This window comes from Leptolyngbya sp. AN10, assembly GCF_050565645.1.
Lineage (GTDB): Bacteria > Cyanobacteriota > Cyanobacteriia > Leptolyngbyales > Leptolyngbyaceae > Leptolyngbya.
In genome coordinates, this window is record NZ_JBNXVP010000011.1 from 162,857 (window position 1) to 180,316 (window position 17,460).

Here is a 17,460-nt window from a genome sequence, read left to right on the forward strand (position 1 = left end):
ATAGCAGAAGCAGCGAGGAATTTAGCTATGAGCGTTGTTGTCCCTGACGAAATTTTAACTGCAACTTGCATGACTGAGGCTGAAATGCGTCAGGAAATCGCTGTGATGCTGTTTCAGCAAGAGAAACTTACCCTTGCTCAAGCCAGTCGATTTGCTGGGATGCACCGCGTCGCATTTCAACACCTGCTCGCCAGTCGCCAGATTCCAGTGCATTACGGGGTAGAAGATTTTGAGCAAGATATTCAAAACCTGCGTGACATGGGCAGATTGTGATTATTGTTAGCGACACATCGCCGATCAACAATCTTGCCGCAATCAATCAACTGAATCTTCTTCGTCAATTGTATGAAACGGTTCTCATTCCTGAAGCTGTTTATCGAGAACTCACTGACCCCGATTTTGCTGTTGCAGGTGCGATCGAAGTTCAAACCCTGGACTGGATTCAAACTCGTGCTGTCAGCGACCGCCCTCTTGTCGAAGCACTAAACAACGAACTTGATATCGGTGAAGCTGAAGCGATCGCTCTAGCCGTTGAAGTCGAAGCCGATCAAGTCTTGATTGATGAGCGTCGAGGTCGATTAGTCGCAAGCAAGCTGAACCTTCGATACACAGGAGTCTTGGGAATTTTAGTCGAAGCAAAAAGTAAAGGCTTCATTGTTGAAGTCAAACCTTTACTGGATGCGTTAATCCATGACGCTGGATTTTGGATTGCGGAACCTCTGTACAATAACGTTTTGCAGCTTGTTAATGAAACCTAATAGGCTCTAATTCCGATCGACTTCCCGCAACCCCTCAAGAGAGTCGATCGGGACAAGTTTCCCCTCGTTTCCCGCTTACAGGGTGTTTGAGAAATATAAAAAGCGGCTTTGCTGCGTTGCGAGTCCGCCCGGAGATTCAATTTCCCGGCAGGTGAATGCGATGAACGATTGCCTCTCAAACACCCTCTTAGACAAGCAGCGCTTTGAGCAGAACAACATCTAATTTAGTTACATTTTTTATGCGATTGTTTCGCTCTTCTACTTTCAATCCTTTCGCACGATCGCTAAAAACGCTTCGAGAACTGGAGCCTGATCGTTAGAGCGCCAAGCCGCAGCAAATTCCATTTGAATGGGACAAGGCTCTAACGGTTTGCAAATCACTTCTGTCCCAACTAATGCTTGTACACTCTTTGGAACAAATGTAACTCCTTGTCCTGCTGCTACGAGACAAATCCGAGTGGTATGAGAGAGTGCTTCTTCTGTGATTACAGGCTGAAATTCTAGCTGTTGACATAGCTCTAGAAACTGGCGGTATAGCATCGGACCTTCTTGGCGAGGATGTAAGATAAATAACTCTTCAGCAAGTTCTTTCGGATGAATTTGCTGCTGATGAGATAAACGATGATGCTTGGGCAACACCACGACAAAAGGTTCTGCCCAAATTTCGTAGAGACTCAATCCGCGATCGTCAATCGGAGGATGTAGAAATGCAAGATCAATCTGGTGTTGATTCAGTGCTTGAACTTGTGCTTCGGTTGAGAGTTCTTGCATCGTCAGGTCAACATCAGGATAGCGATCGCGAAAACTTCGGACAAAGGCGGGCAGAACGGTTTGAGTTGCAGTTGTGGTAAATCCAAGCCTTAAAGTTCCCAATTCTCCACGGGCGGCGCGTCTTGCCAGTTGAATTGCACGATCGGCTTGTTTTAATAACTGTTGAGATTGCTCTAAAAAAACCTGTCCAGCGCTTGTTAGTTGCACTGTGCGCTTTGTTCTGTCAAAGAGCAGGACACCTAGCTCTGATTCCAGGCTCTGAATTTGTTTACTTAAAGCAGGTTGTGTCATTTGCAGCCGTTCTGCGGCTCTGCCGAAGTGGAGTTCTTCCGCTGTGATTGCGAAGTAACGTAAGTGTCGCAGTTCCATAGCTCAAAGTTATTAAAACACTGCCTAAAATGACTTGGACAATCTTCTCCTCGTTAGTTTAACTTGGGTGAGTCCTTCGCTATTAGCGGCGATCAGTTGAGGAGTCACTAACATAAATCGAAAGACAGTTTTAATTTTTGCGATCGCTTACTCTGATGGCAGAATCTCAACGCAAAATAAAGGGGTAGCAGTGATGAAGTGGTGGAAGTCAAAAGCATGGACGCGATCGCGTTGGGTAATTCTAGGAGTATTGCTGACATTGATTAGCTATGGGTTATTGCAGCTAATCGAGCCTGTCAGCATTGCACCAATTGTCGCTCAATCTACGCCTCAATTTGCGGGGCGAGCGTTGTTAGTTGCTTCAGACGCGGATATGGTAGCAACGGCTTACGCAGATGCCAAGCTCGATCGCGTTACTGGCATTGAAGATGCACTCACCGCTGTCCAGCTACCCCTCAATTCAGCCAAGCCCTCGATCGCGTCGATTCCCGTCTCAAATTCGGTCATGTCTTGGCCCCAAATTATTGCCGTATCTCCGAATGGTCAACGGGCGTATATTGCAGAAGTGAGATCGCGTCCCGCCGATGGAATTCAAGAATTTGAAACGATCGACCAAATGCCCGAAGGATCAAAAGTAACCGTCGTTGATATTTCAAATCCAGCACAATTAAAAGTAATCGAATCCGTCGAGGTCGGACGCAATCCTGAACATCTCAGCATTAGTCCTGATGGTCGGTATTTAGCCGTCAACTTAGAAGAACCAGGACGAGAATTATTGATTGTGCAACTTCAAGCCGATGGACGATTGGGAATGCGATCGTACTTTTCAATGCAGTCCACAAGCCGTCAAGATAATCGAGCCGTAACTTGGCATCCGTCAGGTCAGTATCTTGCAATGACTCAAGATAGCGATCGACGAGTTGGGTTTTATCGAGTTCAAATCAATGGTGATGAAATTGCCGCGACTCTAATCGGCGAACCTCTTATGGTGGGCAATCATCTGAGCAATGCTCGCTTTAGTGCTGATGGTCGCTTTTTGTTAGTACCAGACCTGAAATGGAGGACATTCGGCATTCGAGCCTTGAACTTTTTGATGAATCCAAAAGGTGAAATGATTGCGATTCGCTTTGAGCCAGAATCAGGAAAAGCGCCTGAAATCGTTTCACGCACTAAAGTCGGGCTGAGTCCAGAAGGATTTGCTTTGTCGCCTGATAATTCGCTGATAGCTACTGTAAACATGCGACGCACCTATCTACCCCCTTTTCCTCCAGCATGGCGAGGTAAGTCTTATAGTTCTCTGTCCCTGGTCAAATTCGATCGCGCTTCTGGAAAACTAACAACGGTTGGAGAATATGGGTTCGAGGGACTGCTGCCAGAACAAGTCACGTTTGACGCGACTGGAAAAGCCTTAGCAGTGGTGATCTACAACTATCGTGAACCGAGTCCTAAAACGGGCGCGATCGAGGTTTGGAATGTGATTTCCAGCGATCGCCCCCGATTAGAACGGACAAACGATAAAGTCGAGGTTGTCCGTGGCGCTCATGATATTGTGCTTGTTCCGTAAAGTAGCGCTCGTTCCTAACGCTAATACTCTGCAAGCCTTCTTCTCGAATGCAAGTTTCTATGAGGGTTGAAAAAGGTTTTGACTCTGGAATTGAGATGAGAGTCGTTGTAGCGAATCTGACACTCAGAACCCAATACTCAAAAAATTGCGTCAGAATCTTTATAACGGCTCATCGATCGCGCTCTTATGCACCTTCGTTTTTCTCAAGACCTTGAATCTTTGCTAAAGCGAATCTCAGAAGAACCTTTGACGATCGCTTCAATTTTGGCAGAAACTTCAGAACGTGGATTTTGCTTAGTCATCGCGCTATTGGTGATTCCGTTTCTATTCCCATTGCCGCCTGGATTAACGGGGATTCCTGGAACCGGATGCGTCGTATTGGGAATGCAGATGGCATTGGGAAAACGATCGCCTTGGTTGCCGAAAAAAGTGGCAGAATTTCAGTTTCCGACTGCGATCGCACGTCAGTTGTTAAAAAATATCAGACGAGTCACCCGGATTCTGGAAAAAATCACGCGCCCTCGTCTGCGTCGAATCGCCTCAAATCCACATATCTGGCAGTTCAATGGACTGTGCATCACTTGGTTGGCGATTCTATTAATTGCACCGATTCCATTCACGAATCCGTTTCCAACGATCGGGATATTGCTGCTCGTGGTTGCAATGCTCGAATCAGATGGATTGCTGATGTGTATCGCTTATGGAGTAACGGCTTTGATTACTGCGATTTGTGCGATCGCTGTTTATATACTCTGGAAAGCTCCAGAGCTATTCAATCAGTTGAGCTAAATTTAGCCTTTCTTCTGAATCCGAATTGCGACCACGCTACTTGCAAAGTTATAAGTTGGACCATCCAGTTCGATCGTGGTTCCGACTTTGACTTTTTCTGCCCCCAACACGGGCGTTCCATCCACAACCGGAACTTCATTTGCCAGAGTCAGCATCATATCCGTCGTTAAAGCCAACTCCGGGCGCGGATCAGGAAAAACTTTCAGCGTTCCATTCGGTTGAGGAGTCGCAACAGTGCGCGGCAAGAACTTAATCTCCTTTAAAGTCGCCGTTCCTGAAGGCTGTTTCCGCACCAGAATATTCGTCTTATTTCCCGCTTGGATAAATTCTTTGGGATTCGTCGCGCTCAAGCCTCGTACCACCACATCCACCTCAACCGGAAGCCGAACCCCCTGAGCCGAGCCAGAAGTGCCCGGAAACACAAAAATTCCAACCACCACGAGCAGAATCACTAAGGTTGCACCCACATCCAGGATGCTGACCTTTCCGAAGAGCCGACCTTGAGAATCCACGATAGCCATAGTTATGCTTGATCTAAATGTCTGTGCGTTGAACTCGATTCATCGTCAATCCTTGATCAACGCCTGTCAAGATTAGCACGACTCTACGAAGCGATCGAGCAATTTTTTCTATTCCGATCGCAACTAAATCGAGTCAAGCTCCGTCTCTAGCAGAAGCGCCTCACGCATTTTCTACAGTTCTATGATTACAAACTTCTTGCGCCGCCGTTGGCTGTATCCTGTTTTATCGATCGTGATGGTTGCCGGAATTGCATTTGGGCAGCCACTTGTCGCTCAAGCGATCTCCTGGGGAGATTTGATCCGGGGTGGAATTCAGATTATTCAAGGTGTTCAGCTTTCTCGCCTCAATGATTCTCAAGAAGCCGATCTCGGTCGCCAAATCAATCGTGAATTGACCAGTCGCCAAGTCCGAATTGTGCGCGATCCTGCTCTGACGGCTTATGTGAATGAGATCGGTCAAAGACTTGTCGCCAACAGTACAAGACCCAATATCGCCTATACGTTCCAGGTCGTTGATCAAAATAGCATCAACGCTTTTGCGACCGTGGGCGGATTTGTTTATGTCCATCGCGGTTTACTCAATGCCGCTGATAATGAAGCGCAAGTTGCCAGTGTAATCGGTCACGAGATTGGGCACATTGCTGGAAAACACGCGCTCAGACAAATGCGTCAAGCGGCGGTTCAACAGGGACTCCTCGCCGCAGGGGGACTCGATCGCAGCACAGCAGTTAATCTTGGGGTTCAAGTTGCCCTCCGCTTGCCCAATAGCCGCCGCGATGAGTATGAAGCGGATGAACTTGGGGTGCGAATGCTGGGACGTGCGGGATATGCTCAATCCGAAGCGGTTGCCTTTATGCGGAAGTTGTTAAATTCTCCGTCTCCGCCGACCTTTCTGGCAAATCACCCAGCAACAAGCGATCGCATTACTCGCTTGCAGCAGTTAATTGCTCAAAGTCCGACCCCCGGACGGGCTGGAACGGATGCGGCAAGTCATCGATCGCGCCTGCGTTGATGGAAGAGTTCGGCAAGGACTACATTCTAAGTGCTTGCCGTTTTCCCCGTCTTTGAGGTTCTACAGAAATGGTGACTTCATTCAGCGGTAAAGTTCGCATCTGATTGGTGTAGACATTCGCCTGATAAACTTGCTGACTATTAATTTCTAGCGCCGTTAACCAACCACTTTTCGGATGGTATGCTCCGGTATCGATGCCAAGCCAGCCTCTTCCTTTGGCGATCGCTCCTGGTGTCACTCCTTGAAACGTGAATGTAATCGTGTGCCCGGTAATAATCGTTTTATCCGGGAAATAAGGCTGAATTGAACTGTGGAACTCATCCCGAATCCAGCAAAATTCTGCATAGCCTTGTTGCTCGATCGGTAATTCTGGATTCACGCCAGCATGAACGAGCCACACATCGCCCAAATCCAGATAAGTGGGCAGAGTGCGAATCCATTCCACGTGTTTCACAAGCAATTCCACATCGACATAACTCGCCACCGTCGCCCGTCCGCCACTTTGTAACCAGGCTTGAAGAGCAGGCGCGTAGACTTGCCCATTCGGAAAAGCTTCGAGCAGCAGATGTTCGTGGTTTCCGAGCAGAGATTGATAAGGGCTATTTTTGACAAATTCGATCACTTGGCAGCTTTGCGGACCGCGATCGATTAAATCCCCCAAAAAATAAACCTGATCGTCTGAACCAGGAGCGATCGCATTGAGCAAATTCATCAGCCCTTCGTAGTGACCATGTACATCACCAATCACAATTCGGCGTGAGGGTTGTTGACTCATTACGATCGTCCTTCGGAAACGGTTTAAGACTTGGAATTAGACACCAGAATCCGGCGATACAGATCTGGGTGTATGCCACAATTATGCCCCGTCCACTGGCAACTGTGACGGCAATCCACAGGATTATCATCTTGGCTGAATAATTTCTTTATCTTCCCAAAGCTTTGAGAAATTGCTGAAACCCTGCAAATAGTCCTGGTTTTGCGCTTTGTCCCAAAACTCCCGCAAAAATTTCATCTAATTTTTCAGAGTCTGGGCGCTCTTGTTCTTCTGCAATCAATTGATACTCACCATCCGGAGCGTACCAGACTTCCCACGGGGACGGATAACAGCGCAGAATTGCAGATTGGTCATCCAACGGACGCAGATAATAACACGGCTCGATCGTGTCTAAAAATCGCTGCCGAAGTTGCCGTCCTGCGTACCCAATTCCGATCGTCGCGACATCTTCCAGTCTGGGATTGAGCAAAATCACCGGACGCTCACCCACGACGTTACAAATCTGTTCAACCGGACTCACTTCAACCGAACTCGGTGCAACGAAGACATAAATTTCATCCTCTGGATCAACTTGTTCTTCTACCGGAGTCGTTTGCCGCGATCCTGCGACATCCAAACTGCGAATCTGATGGGGAAGCTCACCCCAGTCCCGTTTCGCCAATGCTGCAATTCCCGAATCGGTAAAAAAGAGTTTCAAGCCCGCACCTCGATCGCGAAAAATCGAGATAAATTTCTCTGTGATCGGCATTGCCTTTAATTCAGGAAACACAAGTTCCACCTGCAACCGGGTATAACCTGCGGCAAGTGCTGCTTGAGTGGCAGTTTGAGCTTGTGCGATCGCGTCGTCAAGAGTAGTCGGAAGTTCAGCCATATCGATTTATGTTAAACAGCAAAATTGAAGCAGTACGTATCGTACAATCCTTTATTTTAAGGGAATTGCTGCTCATGCTGACTTCAACGAGCGAACTTCTAGAAACGGCACGACGAAATATTTTCGCGATCGGGGCGTTCAATGTCTACAACCTCGAAGGAGTGAAAGCGGTCGTCAGTGCAGCCGAGATCAGTCGTAGTCCTGCCATGCTTCAACTCCATCCCAGCGCTCTTAAATATGGGAATACGCCCCTCGTTGCGATGTGTCTGGAAGCCGCAGAAGCCGCATCGGTTCCCATTTCTGTCCATTTGGATCACAGCACTTCGGTCAAAGATATCGATCGCGTTCTCAATGAAGGAGTGCGATCGATTATGGCGGACGGTTCCCCAATGCCGTATGAGAAGAATCTAGAATTCACCCGTGATATGACTCGATTAGCGCATTCGTATCATGCGATCGTCGAAGCGGAAATCGGACGGATCAGCGGCACAGAAGACGGATTAACGATCGCGGAAAAAGAAGCCAAAATGACCGATCCGCAGCAAGCCGTTGAATTTGTTCAAGCCACAAAGGTGGATGCTTTAGCGGTTACGATCGGCAACGTTCACGGAGAATACAAAAGTCCTCCTCGTTTGGATTTTCCCCGGTTAGAACGGATTCGTAATCTAATCGAAATCCCGCTCGTCTTACATGGGGCATCCGGATTGCCACCGGAAATGATTGCTCGATCGATTCAACTCGGTGTCTGCAAATTCAATGTCAATACCGAAGTCAGACAAGCCTATATGCAGGCGTTGAAAGATGAGATTTGCGGACAGGAGGAGAAGGATTTATTGGACGTGACTGGAGAAGCGATCGCGGCGATGCAAGACGTGATTATCGAGAAATTAGAATTATTCGGCTCAGTCGGTAAAGCTCATTTGCATGAAACACCTTATGCGATCGCATTAGCAACTGCGGCTTACCAGAATTAAACAAAAAAAGGAGCCTTCAATCGGCTCCTCTCATCTGCTCTAAATTAAGGCTGTCTACAAGTCCTGAACGGATTCTTAAAGTTTTGCGGTCCAGTGTAGCCCGAACTTTTTGCTAACTGCTCCAAGGTCTGCCGTCCGCTAAAGAATTGCCCATTAATCTGCCAAGTCGGGAAGCCTGCTTTCTGACCCAATTGCTTTTCCGCCTCTCCAAGAACCCGCTGACAAGTCTCGATTTGGGCATCCTTTCCACCGTCTGCACATTCCACATACGGAAATTCTGCGGCGGCTTCTTTCCCAAACAGTTCTTTCTGTTCGCAGCAATGCGGACACCAGTAGGCTCCGTACATCGTGCCTCCAGTCTGCTTCAGATGCTGTGCTAGTTGCTTTTCTGCCTCTCCCGATGTGTTCTCAATTAGGAAATACGGATTCCCTTGAGCATCTGAAATCGTTGTTGCATTTACGGGAGCCTGTCCCACCGATGCGCCCCAAGCCAGCGACCCAATCAGCGTTACGATCCCAACGATCGATCCTAAGAAAACCAACTGTCCTCGATCGTTCCAATCCCGCCCAATCAGCGTCAAGATAAACATCAAAGTTGCAAACGTCGCAGAAGCAAGACAGAAATAACAAAGTCCGTTGACCCCAAACTGCGACACGAATTTCGAGAACATGATGTACATCAGATAACCGCTAAATAGCAGCATCGCGGTCGAGCCTGCAAACAGTAGCAACCAGGTATTATTCTCTAAATTCGTGCGGAGTGATTTCTTCTCTTCTGGATTCACTGCCAGCGGAGCCAGCGCAAAAACCGCCATCGCGATGTACGCCAACAATCCATACAGCGATAAGGGCAAACCAAATAGCACGGCATAGGGGCTTTGCAGCACTTTCACGCACCCACCTGCTGGACAGGCAACAGCCCCACTGAACAGCTTTTCATAGGTGATATAGCCCGTATTGAGGATGCCAAGAATGGCGATCGCGGCAATCAAGAGGCGAGAATTGCGGTAAATCCAGGGTGTAGAACGTCGGCGGGTCATAAGTGAATTTTAATGAGATTGGCTTTATACTCTATCAGGGTAACGGCTGCAAGGGTGAGTTGTGGTCTGTTGTCTATTTTGGCTGAATTTGGCTCGATCGAGTCGATTGTTTTGATGAACGTCGATCGATTTAACAAGTTTCCTGGAAAATTAACTTGCAAAGTTACGAATCTTTTGTTACTTTGATTAAGAGCTGAAAAACGCACTCGCCGGGATAGCTCAGTTGGTAGAGCAGAGGACTGAAAATCCTCGTGTCACGAGTTCAAGTCTCGTTCCTGGCATCGGTTCTAGAGATTGGCAGAATTCGATTCCCCCAATTTCCCCCTAGGACCCGCTTACAACCGAATAAAAGAGGACTGCGGATCAGATGCCGTATTCATAGCTTTTAACGGGGATTTTTACCTATGCAAAGCTATGAATACCGAGACTGATACCGCAATTCTTTCTGTGTGTTAGAAGCTGATTTAATAACCTGAAAGCCTTATAGTGCGGTTCTAACACACAGGTACTACCTCATCGCGTCCCCCAAGGTCGATCGCTCTGCCCAGTGCGAAACAGTTCCGATTTGAAATCGGAGCATCACGAAGGCGCGATCGTCCGAGCCTGTACTATGGGAGTTGTACCGTTTGGTAGTAAATTCGTCCTATGTCAGTCCACCGTCACCCCGATCAGCGGGAAAAAGATTTAGTCGAACTTGCAAGACGTTATTTGATGGGTGAGACGCAAACCGCGATCGCGGCTGATTTGGGCGTGACTCAACAAACGATCAGCGATGATCTGAAACTCATTCGTAAACGCTGGAGAAAGAGCGCGATTCGTGACTTTGATGAAGCGATCGCGTTGGAACTCGCAAAAATCGATTTAGTTGAATCCGAACTCTGGCAACAGTGGGAGCGATCGAAGAAACCGAGACGCACTAAACGAGACGAGGAAGGGACGGGCGATCGTGGCGCTTCAGTAAAGACGGTCACGATCGAATCCTCTGGGTTAGGCGATCCGCGATATTTGGAAGGCGTGATGAAGTGCATCGATCGCAGATGTCGATTGCTCGGACTGGATGCCGAATTGAAATATCAGGACTTAACGATCGCGATCGGTAAAACCATTCAGGCAGGCTATGTTGTTGAGAATCCGAAGCCTGCGATCGAGGTTCAAGCGGCGTTGGTCACTTCCTGAACGTCCGAATGTACCGGAGATTCTTCTGAGGCACTTTCTAGGGCATCCTCGAAGGGCATTTCTGACTCTGAAGCAAGAACTTTCGCGATCGCATAAGCACCCCGGCAACATTCCAGCGGCAAACTGATGCTCCATGCGATGATGCGATCGACTTGCTTCGATTCGGTCACTTTGGCTTTTCCCTGCGATCGTTTGAGAATTTGACGTGCGACTCCCGATCGATCCGTCCAGATGCGAACTTCATTCTGTTCGTAGTCGTAAACAATGCTTGTTTCTGCCATTTGTCTAAGTCTCAAATAGGGAACACATATCGAGCTATCTCATTATCTTGTATGCGACTCACAGCGAGAAAAATTATTCAAGTCTGGAAACGAATTCGAGCAAATCCCCTTCTAAACGAAATCGCTCATGTCCAAGCGCATACGCGGCGAATTTTCGATGCAATCCTCGTTCCATTGAACGATCGCCGGGGAAATAATGCACCAGTCGGAAATTTGTGAACCGCTTAACCCTTTGGGTAGGGTTTGCGCTCCATCCGATCTTGCATCGTTGTTCATCCGTCGATATTGCGATATAGACGAAGCCTCGATCGCGATCGTCGGTTGTCTCTCCAAAATGTTCATGAATCGATCGAACATATTCCCGGTAGTCATAGGATTGACGGGGTGAATGCTGCATATTCAAAATTCAAAAGCTTCTAATTCAGTCTAGACATTCTTCTTTACTAGCGTCTATACTCATGTCTAGATGTGTTTGTTCAACTTTCAACCACAAGTTAAACAAATCACTAGAAACCTAAACGAAACAATCGGAGTTAGAGCGATGCCTAAAGAAACTGTCCAAACACTGAAAGTTGAACAGACGAATTTAGCTGAAGTTTTGACGTTCCCGTCACGTCCTTATGTGGATGAAAAAGCAGTGCCAGAGAAAAAAGGTACTTCTCCGAATCAGGGTCATGAAGCGACAGGGCGATCGCGGGAACATCTCACCCCACAAGAAATGGATGTACTACTCAGTGCTGCTAAAAAGTCCGGGCGGAATTCGCATCGCAATTTCACAATGATTTTGCTGATTTACCGTCACGGGCTACGAGTCGAAGAATGTTCGGATTTGCAATGGTGCAATATCAGTTTCGAGGATGGAACAATTTATATTCGACGCTGCAAGGGGTCTGAATCTGGCACTCACCCGTTATCAGGCGACGAATTGAGAGCGCTACGGAAATTACAGCGCGAATCTGCTAAGAGCGCGTTCGTGTTTGTCACCAGCAAGGGCACACCAATTAAGAAGACGGCGATCGCTGCGATGATCAAGCGACTCGGAGAAGGATTATTCGAGTTTCCGATCCATGCTCATATGCTGCGTCATGCCTGCGGATATTACCTCGCAAACAAAGGAATCGATCTTCGTCGGATTCAGGAATATTTAGGACACAAGAACATTCAAAACACGGTACGTTATACGGCTCTCAGTGCAACGAAGTTTCGGGGGCTATGGGATTAGGGCTACACTGGCATCTAGACGAGTTCTATACTCTTGTATGGCAGATACCAGACTAGCGACATTCAAATGTGATGCTGAATTGTGGGAGGCGTTCAAGTCGAAAGCGGCTGAGAATAATACGAACGCCTCCGCACTGTTGAAAGAATTTATTCAGGCATTCTTGCAAGGGGACATCCAAATTAAGCCAGATGGATCGATCGACACGGCAGCCGCACTGGATGAACGAATCAGCGGCATTGTTGATCAATTGGTGAACGACCGCTTAACAAAACTGGAGAAACGCTTGGGAAAGTCGAACGTCGCATAAGCGATCGTCTTTAGTCCAGAAATTGAGCGACTGAAGAAATCACCCAAACTTATCGATCAAACGAGTCGATAAGCAAAAATGCTCAAAAGAAAAGAGCGATCGCATTCTCGAAGGAACACGATCGCTCAATTGCTCAGAAGAATTTTTAGACCAGCGATCGCATATATTTGTATCCGCCTTCCACCTGCAAGCGCGGCTCTAGTCTTGTTGTCAGATTGATTAAGCGATGCACCTCGATATTTTGCTGTTGTGCATCCAGTTCAATTTGTTCTGGCGTTGTTTCCATCAGCGCGGCTAGTTCCTCGATCGAGAGCAGTTGATAAGGTTCAACGCTCCGAAACAAACCGTAGAAACTTTGACCGTTAATCGTGGGTAACGGTGCGCTCGGTGGCTTTTCTGTGATTGTTCGCAGCGAGGCTTCCATCGCGTCGATTTCTGCCGTTTTCATCGATGCGTTCAGTTTGGCGATGCGATCAGCCGTTGCATCAAATTTCGGCTGTTTCGGTAATAGTGGCGCGATTTGTTCTTCCAGTTTGGCGATGCGATCGACAACTGACGCGCTATCGGTTGCGACCTGTAGCAGCGATTCGACTTGTTTTTCGAGTTGGGCAACGCGATCGAGTAATTCTTGCTCTGATGCCTTATTCATAATTTAGAAATTTTGTACTAGCTCAATTCTACCGTTGCCAGATCACCGGGGGCGGGTAAGTGGCTAACCTTGGCTCCGAATGTAATCAGCAAGAATATTCTGCAATTGAACCAATCCAGCGGCTTGACTTGCGATTTGTTCAGAGCTTGCGGCAATTTGGCGATCGGTTGCCTCTTGCCGTCGTGCAATATCGTTCACCGTCCCTTGCAATTGATCAAGCTGTGTCTGCGTCCGTTCCTGTCGATTCGAGAGTTCGCGGATTGCCAATACAACGGTTTCGAGTTGCGCTTCGATGCGATCGATTCTGTCTGGATTAGCCTGCGTCATGATGTTTCCTCGTTGGTGTTCTCAAGATTATCGCGATCGACGTTAAAACTAATCGTGATTTTTGGATGCCGAAACAGAATCAGCGCGATCGTCATTTTCTAGAATCGCGTCCATTTTCTGAACAAATTTGGCGTATTCGATATCGCCACTTTTTAGCATCGCTTTAGCTGCTAACCCATGCTTTAGAAGATCTTCAAGCGCGTCTATCTCGTTCCATCCAAGCCGATCCGCTTCCCTTTGAACGGCGGCACGAACAGAACGAGAAATATTGTAGTTGACTCGATCGGCATCCTTCTTTTTTCGTCCCACAACCACAACCATTACAGACACCTTTATTAAACATTAATGAGTCAATACTAGGTTATTTTGCTTATATCGTGTACACGATATGTATAGGATAGGCTCTATGCAAAGTCTTTCTACCATGTGTTTTATGTATCTATATCATGTATACGATATGTAGATTACGGGTTACTATCTAAGTGTCGAAGCAATTCGACATCTGAACCAAGAAAACCGAATCGCCTCTAGACCTGTCGATGAAATGAGTAGCGGCATGGCACAAGGCATACAGCTTATTTTGTGCTGCAAAGATTCCACACCCGATCGCGTTCAGTTTGTCGATAACGCGATCGATTGCTGGATTCTTCCAGACATCACATAACGATTTGAGGACTCATGCTGAAATCCCTTGCCGTCCCGGTGGCATTAGTCGGGTTGCTCATTCTTTCCAGATGGAATGCAACAGCGCGATCAATGAATTCAACAGCGCGATCAATGAATTCAACACCGCACGATCGACCGATAATCACAAATTTCGACGCTAAACGCTAATCAAAAAGCCGTCCCCCAGCGACCAAACTTTGGGACGGCTCTAACCCCAACTACGAGGTTTCATCAATGTTATCACTTCCAACTGTTTCGACTGAAGACGAGCGCGGATCTGGACGTATTGCAGCCATCAAGCGATCGTTCGTCGTTCCTCATCCAGTACAAAAAACCTGCTCTTGGTGCAAAGAGTTCGATAACGGACTGTGCAAGCTGAGAGCGAGAGCCGAATGGGAAAACTGCTACGTTGCACCCGATCGGAAGCCTTGCCACTTCGCGGATTTGCATGAGTTTTAAGGTGAGGTGCAACGATGATCTACTTGCTGCATTTTCACGATCGCATCCATCCAGACCGGACTACACAGCATTACGTAGGATATTCGGCAAAGTTAAGCGATCGCATTCTGGCTCACCTAGAAAACCGCTCGAATGTTTCGCTGATCAATGCGGCTCACGATCGCGGGATTTCATTCACTGTAGTTCGATGCTGGAAGGGCGATCGCAAGCTTGAACGGCATTTGAAATCGCTCAAGAATGCACCGAAATTTTCCCTCATTGCAGCGATCGACCGTGGGAACTGTATCAACCCAAATCAACGAAACGAGCGCGGGAATTGAGCGGAAATCAGCTTAAGGACGCGCTTCTGTTTGCTTAAAGTTCACTGCCTGGTATGTCAATCAGGCATATTCACCCATCACACAAAAGAACAATGTCAACTAACGAAGAATTCGAGATCCCTAAATCGGGACAGATGCGGATGCCGATCGAGATTTGGGAGTACTGCCGAACGATCGCAGAAACAAACGGCTTCAAGAATCCAACTGACGCAGCAAAACAAATCATTCTTGCTCACAAAGGTTGGACAACCTTAAACCCCAGAGTTCGATGATCCGATTGGCTACTCATCTTTTTTCTGTTGCCGATCAGATTTCGCTTTTTTTGCTGCGACCCAATCGGCAACAATCCCTTCTACGAGATTGCTAAGAGTTCGCCTTTCTTCCTCAGCAAAAATCTCTAATTGCTGTTTCAGTTCAGGCGGACAAGTAAAAGTGACTTTTTCGGTATTGCGACGTGCCATCGAATCTTGAGCAATCTTGTCAGAAGTAATCATACCTGTTCTGAAATCCTCGAAACGCTTATTTCATCTGGTTTTCATCCTAACTGATTGAAACAGATTAAATGAGATATATCTTTTCTGATATTGTGCTAACATATCGGAAAGAAACGCCACGAAATACCAATCAATCCGTTTAACGCCACGAAACGCCATTCATTCCGCCAAACTGTTTTATCTCGAAAAGTGGCTGAAATAGCGACAGCGTAACGGTTCTCTCAAGTTTTTCACTACTTGCAATCCAGGGTAATAAATGCCATGAATGCCTACGAAACGCCATTAAATCCACTAAATGTCATCAAACATTCTGAGTCGATTTCTACGACTGTCCCGATCGCCTTCGATGTCGGAAATCACGAAATTAAGGTCGCCTACTCGAATGTAATTTGGGTATCCGAAGCGGTTTATGCACCCGTTTTTTCATGGAAGGAAGTTGAAGATTTGAAGTTCATCGATGCTAATTCCGCTTATGTCGAGTACATCGAAGGCGATCGTACTGATTTAATCGGCAAGAAGTGGATCGCCGGATCAAGTGCTTTAACCTTGCTTCCCGATCGTGCTGAACGATTGGTGTCACGCGGCGGAAATCGCGGCAAAGTCGATTTAGGCTTACAAATGTTACTTGCTGCAATTTCCCCACGAATCGACGGGGAACACATGGACATCGTTCTAGTGGCATCAATGCCAGAACTGAACGATTTAGCGCAAAGTCTGAAGCCGAAATTACTCGGAACTCACAAAGTCATCCGCAATGGTAAGCATTTCACCGCAAACATTAAGCAAGTGGCTGTGATGCGAGAAGGTTCAGGAATGTTCGTGTACGGACGTGCAAAAGAGTTGTTTTCATCTGGTGCTGAAATTGGAACGATCGATTTAGGCGGCGGCACAACGATCACCCAGGCGTTTCAATCGAACGGTAAGACTATCCCCGCAGGTCGGTTAGTTCTCGATCGCGGTGTGAATGATTTGATTGCGGCGATCGTGGCGGACAAACGGTGGTCAAGTTTGATGAGTCGAACACCGGATGCTTCATTGATTCTGCAAGGAATCCGATCGGGTAAATTCTTGTACGGTGGTCAGAAAATCGCTTTTGAAGACATCTACACCGATCACCGCAGAGTTTGGATTCAAAGCACTGTGATGCCTGCGATCAAGCAGTTATCAGCCGTACAGGACAGACTCGAAAAAGTGTTCATCATTGGCGGCGGCAGTCAGATTATCAAGAGTGCATTCGAGCAGAATCCAGACATTACTTGCTTGGGTGACGATGCACAAACCGCGCACGTTCAGGGAATGTTGCTACTCGCTCGGAGGGGAATCAATGGCTAGACCACGTACCGGAAAGGGGGAACGGGTTGTGATTGATCCGCTTTATGTCGAAGAACTGAAAGCGATCGCAAATTCCGAGATGTTCCCGTCGATCGGGGCGGTAGTAAACAATGCGCTCCGTGAATGGTTGAAGTGTCGATCGGGTGAAGCTTGCATCAATGTTTCTAAGCTGCCAGATGTTGCACCCGTCCAAGCAAGTCAGGGTGTATCGCTCAACAACATCGATTTTGAATTGGAGACGATGTAATGAAACAAATTCGAGCCACAATCAAACACTACCAACGCGCATACGTTCAAAAAGTTGGCGAAACGATCGGAACTGATGACCCAACCGAGATTATTTCAAAAATCATCACGGATCATCAGTTGCAGAATGACCCTACCTTCAAACCAAAACCCGATCAACCTGCATACGTGGTTATCACGAAATAAAGCTTTCTCAGATTGACGCTCGGATGTCCCCTCGATACTCGGCTTGATGAGTCAGAAACACTGTACACATTCTGACTTTTTGGATCACATGAACGTTTCGACTCAAGTTGCAAATTATCTCGCTATTTCCGAATCGCAAATCTCGATCGAGAACGATCGCATCGTCATCGACTGCGAAACCGCTCGAACAAAGTTGAACATTCAAAACTGTTGGGCTGATTTAACCTGCCGATTCTGCGAATCCGCCAACTATCTCGTTTTGAAGCTGGAAGGCGATCGAGATGTGGAGTACCCGATCGGCAATAGCGCTTTCAGAATGTTCACCGCTCTCTGTCCTTCTGTTTAGGTTTA

27 protein-coding genes and 1 tRNA gene are annotated in these 17,460 nt (G+C 47.3%); 17 read left to right on the top strand and 11 right to left on the bottom strand.

Going from position 1 to position 17,460, the window contains the following annotated elements:
- Positions 1 to 27: 27 nt before the first annotated feature.
- Together ACQ4M5_RS17405 and ACQ4M5_RS17410 are read left to right on the top strand one after the other, a co-directional pair.
- Positions 28 to 273, top strand: coding sequence for a UPF0175 family protein (locus ACQ4M5_RS17405; protein WP_430676917.1), 246 nt, complete (start codon positions 28 to 30; stop codon positions 271 to 273).
- The gene (locus ACQ4M5_RS17410) at positions 270 to 758 is read left to right on the top strand and encodes a DUF3368 domain-containing protein (protein WP_430676918.1); all 489 of its coding nucleotides are present in this window, start codon (positions 270 to 272) and stop codon (positions 756 to 758) included. Before ACQ4M5_RS17405 ends, ACQ4M5_RS17410 begins: the two co-directional genes overlap by 4 nt.
- Before the next feature lie 264 nt (positions 759 to 1,022).
- Here the strand turns inward: ACQ4M5_RS17410 and ACQ4M5_RS17415 are convergent, their stop codons facing one another.
- Positions 1,023 to 1,898: a LysR family transcriptional regulator gene (locus tag ACQ4M5_RS17415; protein ID WP_430676919.1), complete on the bottom strand. Its 876-nt coding sequence runs from the start codon at positions 1,896 to 1,898 to the stop codon at positions 1,023 to 1,025.
- Positions 1,899 to 2,091: 193 nt separating this feature from the next.
- Between ACQ4M5_RS17415 and ACQ4M5_RS17420 the strand changes: the two genes are divergently transcribed.
- Both ACQ4M5_RS17420 and ACQ4M5_RS17425 read left to right on the top strand, forming a co-directional pair.
- A complete protein-coding gene (locus ACQ4M5_RS17420; protein ID WP_430676920.1) occupies positions 2,092 to 3,462 on the top strand; it encodes a hypothetical protein in 1,371 nt (456 codons plus the stop codon).
- Between the two features lie 186 nt (positions 3,463 to 3,648).
- Positions 3,649 to 4,251 carry an exopolysaccharide biosynthesis protein gene (locus ACQ4M5_RS17425; RefSeq protein WP_430676921.1) on the top strand — a complete coding sequence of 201 codons (603 nt, stop codon included), beginning with the start codon at positions 3,649 to 3,651 and terminating at the stop codon, positions 4,249 to 4,251.
- 2 nt (positions 4,252 to 4,253) lie between these two features.
- On the opposite strand, the gene ACQ4M5_RS17430 is transcribed toward ACQ4M5_RS17425, so the two are convergent.
- Complete coding sequence (locus tag ACQ4M5_RS17430) at positions 4,254 to 4,772, bottom strand: DUF4330 domain-containing protein (RefSeq protein WP_430676922.1); 519 nt, start codon at positions 4,770 to 4,772, stop codon at positions 4,254 to 4,256.
- A 181-nt stretch (positions 4,773 to 4,953) separates the two neighbouring features.
- On the opposite strand from ACQ4M5_RS17430, the gene ACQ4M5_RS17435 reads away from it, so the two are divergent.
- Entirely contained in the window at positions 4,954 to 5,784 is an 831-nt protein-coding gene (locus ACQ4M5_RS17435) for a M48 family metallopeptidase (RefSeq protein WP_430676923.1), read from the top strand.
- Positions 5,785 to 5,803: 19 nt separating this feature from the next.
- Here ACQ4M5_RS17435 and ACQ4M5_RS17440 read toward each other — a convergent pair whose 3' ends face one another.
- Both ACQ4M5_RS17440 and ACQ4M5_RS17445 read right to left on the bottom strand, forming a co-directional pair.
- Complete coding sequence (locus ACQ4M5_RS17440) at positions 5,804 to 6,559, bottom strand: metallophosphoesterase family protein (protein WP_430676924.1); 756 nt, start codon at positions 6,557 to 6,559, stop codon at positions 5,804 to 5,806.
- A 148-nt stretch (positions 6,560 to 6,707) separates the two neighbouring features.
- Positions 6,708 to 7,430 (bottom strand): DUF1995 family protein, encoded by a 723-nt coding sequence (locus ACQ4M5_RS17445; protein ID WP_430676925.1) that lies wholly within the window; start codon positions 7,428 to 7,430, stop codon positions 6,708 to 6,710.
- Positions 7,431 to 7,504: 74 nt separating this feature from the next.
- On the opposite strand from ACQ4M5_RS17445, the gene ACQ4M5_RS17450 reads away from it, so the two are divergent.
- Positions 7,505 to 8,404, top strand: a complete 900-nt coding sequence (locus ACQ4M5_RS17450; RefSeq protein WP_430676926.1) for a class II fructose-bisphosphate aldolase — start codon at positions 7,505 to 7,507, stop codon at positions 8,402 to 8,404.
- Positions 8,405 to 8,448: 44 nt separating this feature from the next.
- Here the strand turns inward: ACQ4M5_RS17450 and ACQ4M5_RS17455 are convergent, their stop codons facing one another.
- Positions 8,449 to 9,444: a vitamin K epoxide reductase family protein gene (locus ACQ4M5_RS17455; protein ID WP_430676927.1), complete on the bottom strand. Its 996-nt coding sequence runs from the start codon at positions 9,442 to 9,444 to the stop codon at positions 8,449 to 8,451.
- A gap of 208 nt (positions 9,445 to 9,652) precedes the next feature.
- On the opposite strand from ACQ4M5_RS17455, the gene ACQ4M5_RS17460 reads away from it, so the two are divergent.
- Positions 9,653 to 9,725, top strand: a tRNA-Phe gene (locus ACQ4M5_RS17460).
- Positions 9,726 to 10,089: 364 nt separating this feature from the next.
- Positions 10,090 to 10,620 (top strand): hypothetical protein, encoded by a 531-nt coding sequence (locus ACQ4M5_RS17465; protein ID WP_430676928.1) that lies wholly within the window; start codon positions 10,090 to 10,092, stop codon positions 10,618 to 10,620.
- Here ACQ4M5_RS17465 and ACQ4M5_RS17470 read toward each other — a convergent pair.
- Both ACQ4M5_RS17470 and ACQ4M5_RS17475 read right to left on the bottom strand, forming a co-directional pair.
- Positions 10,596 to 10,901 carry a hypothetical protein gene (locus ACQ4M5_RS17470; protein ID WP_430676929.1) on the bottom strand — a complete coding sequence of 102 codons (306 nt, stop codon included), beginning with the start codon at positions 10,899 to 10,901 and terminating at the stop codon, positions 10,596 to 10,598. The two genes, ACQ4M5_RS17465 and ACQ4M5_RS17470, sit on opposite strands and share 25 nt — an antisense overlap.
- 73 nt (positions 10,902 to 10,974) lie before the next feature.
- Positions 10,975 to 11,298: a GIY-YIG nuclease family protein gene (locus ACQ4M5_RS17475; RefSeq protein WP_430676931.1), complete on the bottom strand. Its 324-nt coding sequence runs from the start codon at positions 11,296 to 11,298 to the stop codon at positions 10,975 to 10,977.
- Between the two features lie 144 nt (positions 11,299 to 11,442).
- On the opposite strand from ACQ4M5_RS17475, the gene ACQ4M5_RS17480 reads away from it, so the two are divergent.
- On the top strand, positions 11,443 to 12,123 hold the full coding sequence (locus tag ACQ4M5_RS17480) for a tyrosine-type recombinase/integrase (protein WP_430676932.1): 681 nt from the start codon (positions 11,443 to 11,445) through the stop codon (positions 12,121 to 12,123).
- 37 nt (positions 12,124 to 12,160) lie between these two features.
- Entirely contained in the window at positions 12,161 to 12,430 is a 270-nt protein-coding gene (locus ACQ4M5_RS17485) for a hypothetical protein (RefSeq protein ID WP_430676933.1), read from the top strand.
- A gap of 145 nt (positions 12,431 to 12,575) precedes the next feature.
- Here ACQ4M5_RS17485 and ACQ4M5_RS17490 read toward each other — a convergent pair whose 3' ends face one another.
- From ACQ4M5_RS17490 to ACQ4M5_RS17500, 3 genes are all read right to left on the bottom strand, one after another.
- Complete coding sequence (locus ACQ4M5_RS17490; protein WP_430676934.1) at positions 12,576 to 13,079, bottom strand: hypothetical protein; 504 nt, start codon at positions 13,077 to 13,079, stop codon at positions 12,576 to 12,578.
- 63 nt (positions 13,080 to 13,142) lie between these two features.
- Positions 13,143 to 13,406 carry a hypothetical protein gene (locus ACQ4M5_RS17495; RefSeq protein ID WP_430676935.1) on the bottom strand — a complete coding sequence of 88 codons (264 nt, stop codon included), beginning with the start codon at positions 13,404 to 13,406 and terminating at the stop codon, positions 13,143 to 13,145.
- Positions 13,407 to 13,454: 48 nt separating this feature from the next.
- Complete coding sequence (locus tag ACQ4M5_RS17500; protein WP_430676936.1) at positions 13,455 to 13,727, bottom strand: hypothetical protein; 273 nt, start codon at positions 13,725 to 13,727, stop codon at positions 13,455 to 13,457.
- Between the two features lie 579 nt (positions 13,728 to 14,306).
- Between ACQ4M5_RS17500 and ACQ4M5_RS17505 the strand changes: the two genes are divergently transcribed.
- The 3 genes from ACQ4M5_RS17505 (at position 14,307) to ACQ4M5_RS17515 (ending at position 15,123) form a co-directional block, all read left to right on the top strand.
- Positions 14,307 to 14,531 carry a hypothetical protein gene (locus ACQ4M5_RS17505; protein WP_430676937.1) on the top strand — a complete coding sequence of 75 codons (225 nt, stop codon included), beginning with the start codon at positions 14,307 to 14,309 and terminating at the stop codon, positions 14,529 to 14,531.
- Positions 14,532 to 14,545: 14 nt separating this feature from the next.
- Complete coding sequence (locus ACQ4M5_RS17510; protein ID WP_430676938.1) at positions 14,546 to 14,851, top strand: hypothetical protein; 306 nt, start codon at positions 14,546 to 14,548, stop codon at positions 14,849 to 14,851.
- Between the two features lie 92 nt (positions 14,852 to 14,943).
- On the top strand, positions 14,944 to 15,123 hold the full coding sequence (locus ACQ4M5_RS17515) for a hypothetical protein (protein ID WP_430676939.1): 180 nt from the start codon (positions 14,944 to 14,946) through the stop codon (positions 15,121 to 15,123).
- A gap of 9 nt (positions 15,124 to 15,132) precedes the next feature.
- Here the strand turns inward: ACQ4M5_RS17515 and ACQ4M5_RS17520 are convergent, their stop codons facing one another.
- Positions 15,133 to 15,345, bottom strand: coding sequence for a hypothetical protein (locus ACQ4M5_RS17520; protein ID WP_430676940.1), 213 nt, complete (start codon positions 15,343 to 15,345; stop codon positions 15,133 to 15,135).
- Positions 15,346 to 15,606: 261 nt separating this feature from the next.
- On the opposite strand from ACQ4M5_RS17520, the gene ACQ4M5_RS17525 reads away from it, so the two are divergent.
- The 4 genes from ACQ4M5_RS17525 to ACQ4M5_RS17540 all read left to right on the top strand — a co-directional run bounded on the left by ACQ4M5_RS17525 (position 15,607) and on the right by ACQ4M5_RS17540 (position 17,455).
- Positions 15,607 to 16,677 carry a ParM/StbA family protein gene (locus tag ACQ4M5_RS17525; protein ID WP_430676941.1) on the top strand — a complete coding sequence of 357 codons (1,071 nt, stop codon included), beginning with the start codon at positions 15,607 to 15,609 and terminating at the stop codon, positions 16,675 to 16,677.
- Complete coding sequence (locus ACQ4M5_RS17530) at positions 16,670 to 16,924, top strand: hypothetical protein (RefSeq protein ID WP_430676942.1); 255 nt, start codon at positions 16,670 to 16,672, stop codon at positions 16,922 to 16,924. The genes ACQ4M5_RS17525 and ACQ4M5_RS17530 overlap by 8 nt, the downstream gene beginning before the upstream one ends.
- Positions 16,924 to 17,109, top strand: coding sequence for a hypothetical protein (locus ACQ4M5_RS17535; RefSeq protein WP_430676943.1), 186 nt, complete (start codon positions 16,924 to 16,926; stop codon positions 17,107 to 17,109). The genes ACQ4M5_RS17530 and ACQ4M5_RS17535 overlap by 1 nt, the downstream gene beginning before the upstream one ends.
- A gap of 88 nt (positions 17,110 to 17,197) precedes the next feature.
- Positions 17,198 to 17,455, top strand: coding sequence for a hypothetical protein (locus ACQ4M5_RS17540; protein WP_430676944.1), 258 nt, complete (start codon positions 17,198 to 17,200; stop codon positions 17,453 to 17,455).
- Positions 17,456 to 17,460 lie beyond the last annotated feature (5 nt).

Excerpts from the sequence above, each read along its gene's own strand:
- ACQ4M5_RS17405 (WP_430676917.1), top strand. The coding sequence starts at position 28 with ATGAGCGTTGTTGTCCCTGACGAAATTTTAACTGCAACTTGCATGACT.
- ACQ4M5_RS17415 (WP_430676919.1), bottom strand. The coding sequence starts at position 1,898 with ATGGAACTGCGACACTTACGTTACTTCGCAATCACAGCGGAAGAACTC.
- ACQ4M5_RS17420 (WP_430676920.1), top strand. The coding sequence starts at position 2,092 with ATGAAGTGGTGGAAGTCAAAAGCATGGACGCGATCGCGTTGGGTAATT.
- ACQ4M5_RS17425 (WP_430676921.1), top strand. The coding sequence starts at position 3,649 with ATGCACCTTCGTTTTTCTCAAGACCTTGAATCTTTGCTAAAGCGAATC.
- ACQ4M5_RS17430 (WP_430676922.1), bottom strand. The coding sequence starts at position 4,772 with ATGGCTATCGTGGATTCTCAAGGTCGGCTCTTCGGAAAGGTCAGCATC.
- ACQ4M5_RS17435 (WP_430676923.1), top strand. The coding sequence starts at position 4,954 with ATGATTACAAACTTCTTGCGCCGCCGTTGGCTGTATCCTGTTTTATCG.
- ACQ4M5_RS17440 (WP_430676924.1), bottom strand. The coding sequence starts at position 6,559 with ATGAGTCAACAACCCTCACGCCGAATTGTGATTGGTGATGTACATGGT.
- ACQ4M5_RS17445 (WP_430676925.1), bottom strand. The coding sequence starts at position 7,430 with ATGGCTGAACTTCCGACTACTCTTGACGACGCGATCGCACAAGCTCAA.
- ACQ4M5_RS17450 (WP_430676926.1), top strand. The coding sequence starts at position 7,505 with ATGCTGACTTCAACGAGCGAACTTCTAGAAACGGCACGACGAAATATT.
- ACQ4M5_RS17455 (WP_430676927.1), bottom strand. The coding sequence starts at position 9,444 with ATGACCCGCCGACGTTCTACACCCTGGATTTACCGCAATTCTCGCCTC.
- ACQ4M5_RS17465 (WP_430676928.1), top strand. The coding sequence starts at position 10,090 with ATGTCAGTCCACCGTCACCCCGATCAGCGGGAAAAAGATTTAGTCGAA.
- ACQ4M5_RS17470 (WP_430676929.1), bottom strand. The coding sequence starts at position 10,901 with ATGGCAGAAACAAGCATTGTTTACGACTACGAACAGAATGAAGTTCGC.
- ACQ4M5_RS17475 (WP_430676931.1), bottom strand. The coding sequence starts at position 11,298 with ATGCAGCATTCACCCCGTCAATCCTATGACTACCGGGAATATGTTCGA.
- ACQ4M5_RS17480 (WP_430676932.1), top strand. The coding sequence starts at position 11,443 with ATGCCTAAAGAAACTGTCCAAACACTGAAAGTTGAACAGACGAATTTA.
- ACQ4M5_RS17485 (WP_430676933.1), top strand. The coding sequence starts at position 12,161 with ATGGCAGATACCAGACTAGCGACATTCAAATGTGATGCTGAATTGTGG.
- ACQ4M5_RS17490 (WP_430676934.1), bottom strand. The coding sequence starts at position 13,079 with ATGAATAAGGCATCAGAGCAAGAATTACTCGATCGCGTTGCCCAACTC.
- ACQ4M5_RS17495 (WP_430676935.1), bottom strand. The coding sequence starts at position 13,406 with ATGACGCAGGCTAATCCAGACAGAATCGATCGCATCGAAGCGCAACTC.
- ACQ4M5_RS17500 (WP_430676936.1), bottom strand. The coding sequence starts at position 13,727 with ATGGTTGTGGTTGTGGGACGAAAAAAGAAGGATGCCGATCGAGTCAAC.
- ACQ4M5_RS17505 (WP_430676937.1), top strand. The coding sequence starts at position 14,307 with ATGTTATCACTTCCAACTGTTTCGACTGAAGACGAGCGCGGATCTGGA.
- ACQ4M5_RS17510 (WP_430676938.1), top strand. The coding sequence starts at position 14,546 with ATGATCTACTTGCTGCATTTTCACGATCGCATCCATCCAGACCGGACT.
- ACQ4M5_RS17515 (WP_430676939.1), top strand. The coding sequence starts at position 14,944 with ATGTCAACTAACGAAGAATTCGAGATCCCTAAATCGGGACAGATGCGG.
- ACQ4M5_RS17520 (WP_430676940.1), bottom strand. The coding sequence starts at position 15,345 with ATGATTACTTCTGACAAGATTGCTCAAGATTCGATGGCACGTCGCAAT.
- ACQ4M5_RS17525 (WP_430676941.1), top strand. The coding sequence starts at position 15,607 with ATGAATGCCTACGAAACGCCATTAAATCCACTAAATGTCATCAAACAT.
- ACQ4M5_RS17530 (WP_430676942.1), top strand. The coding sequence starts at position 16,670 with ATGGCTAGACCACGTACCGGAAAGGGGGAACGGGTTGTGATTGATCCG.
- ACQ4M5_RS17535 (WP_430676943.1), top strand. The coding sequence starts at position 16,924 with ATGAAACAAATTCGAGCCACAATCAAACACTACCAACGCGCATACGTT.
- ACQ4M5_RS17540 (WP_430676944.1), top strand. The coding sequence starts at position 17,198 with ATGAACGTTTCGACTCAAGTTGCAAATTATCTCGCTATTTCCGAATCG.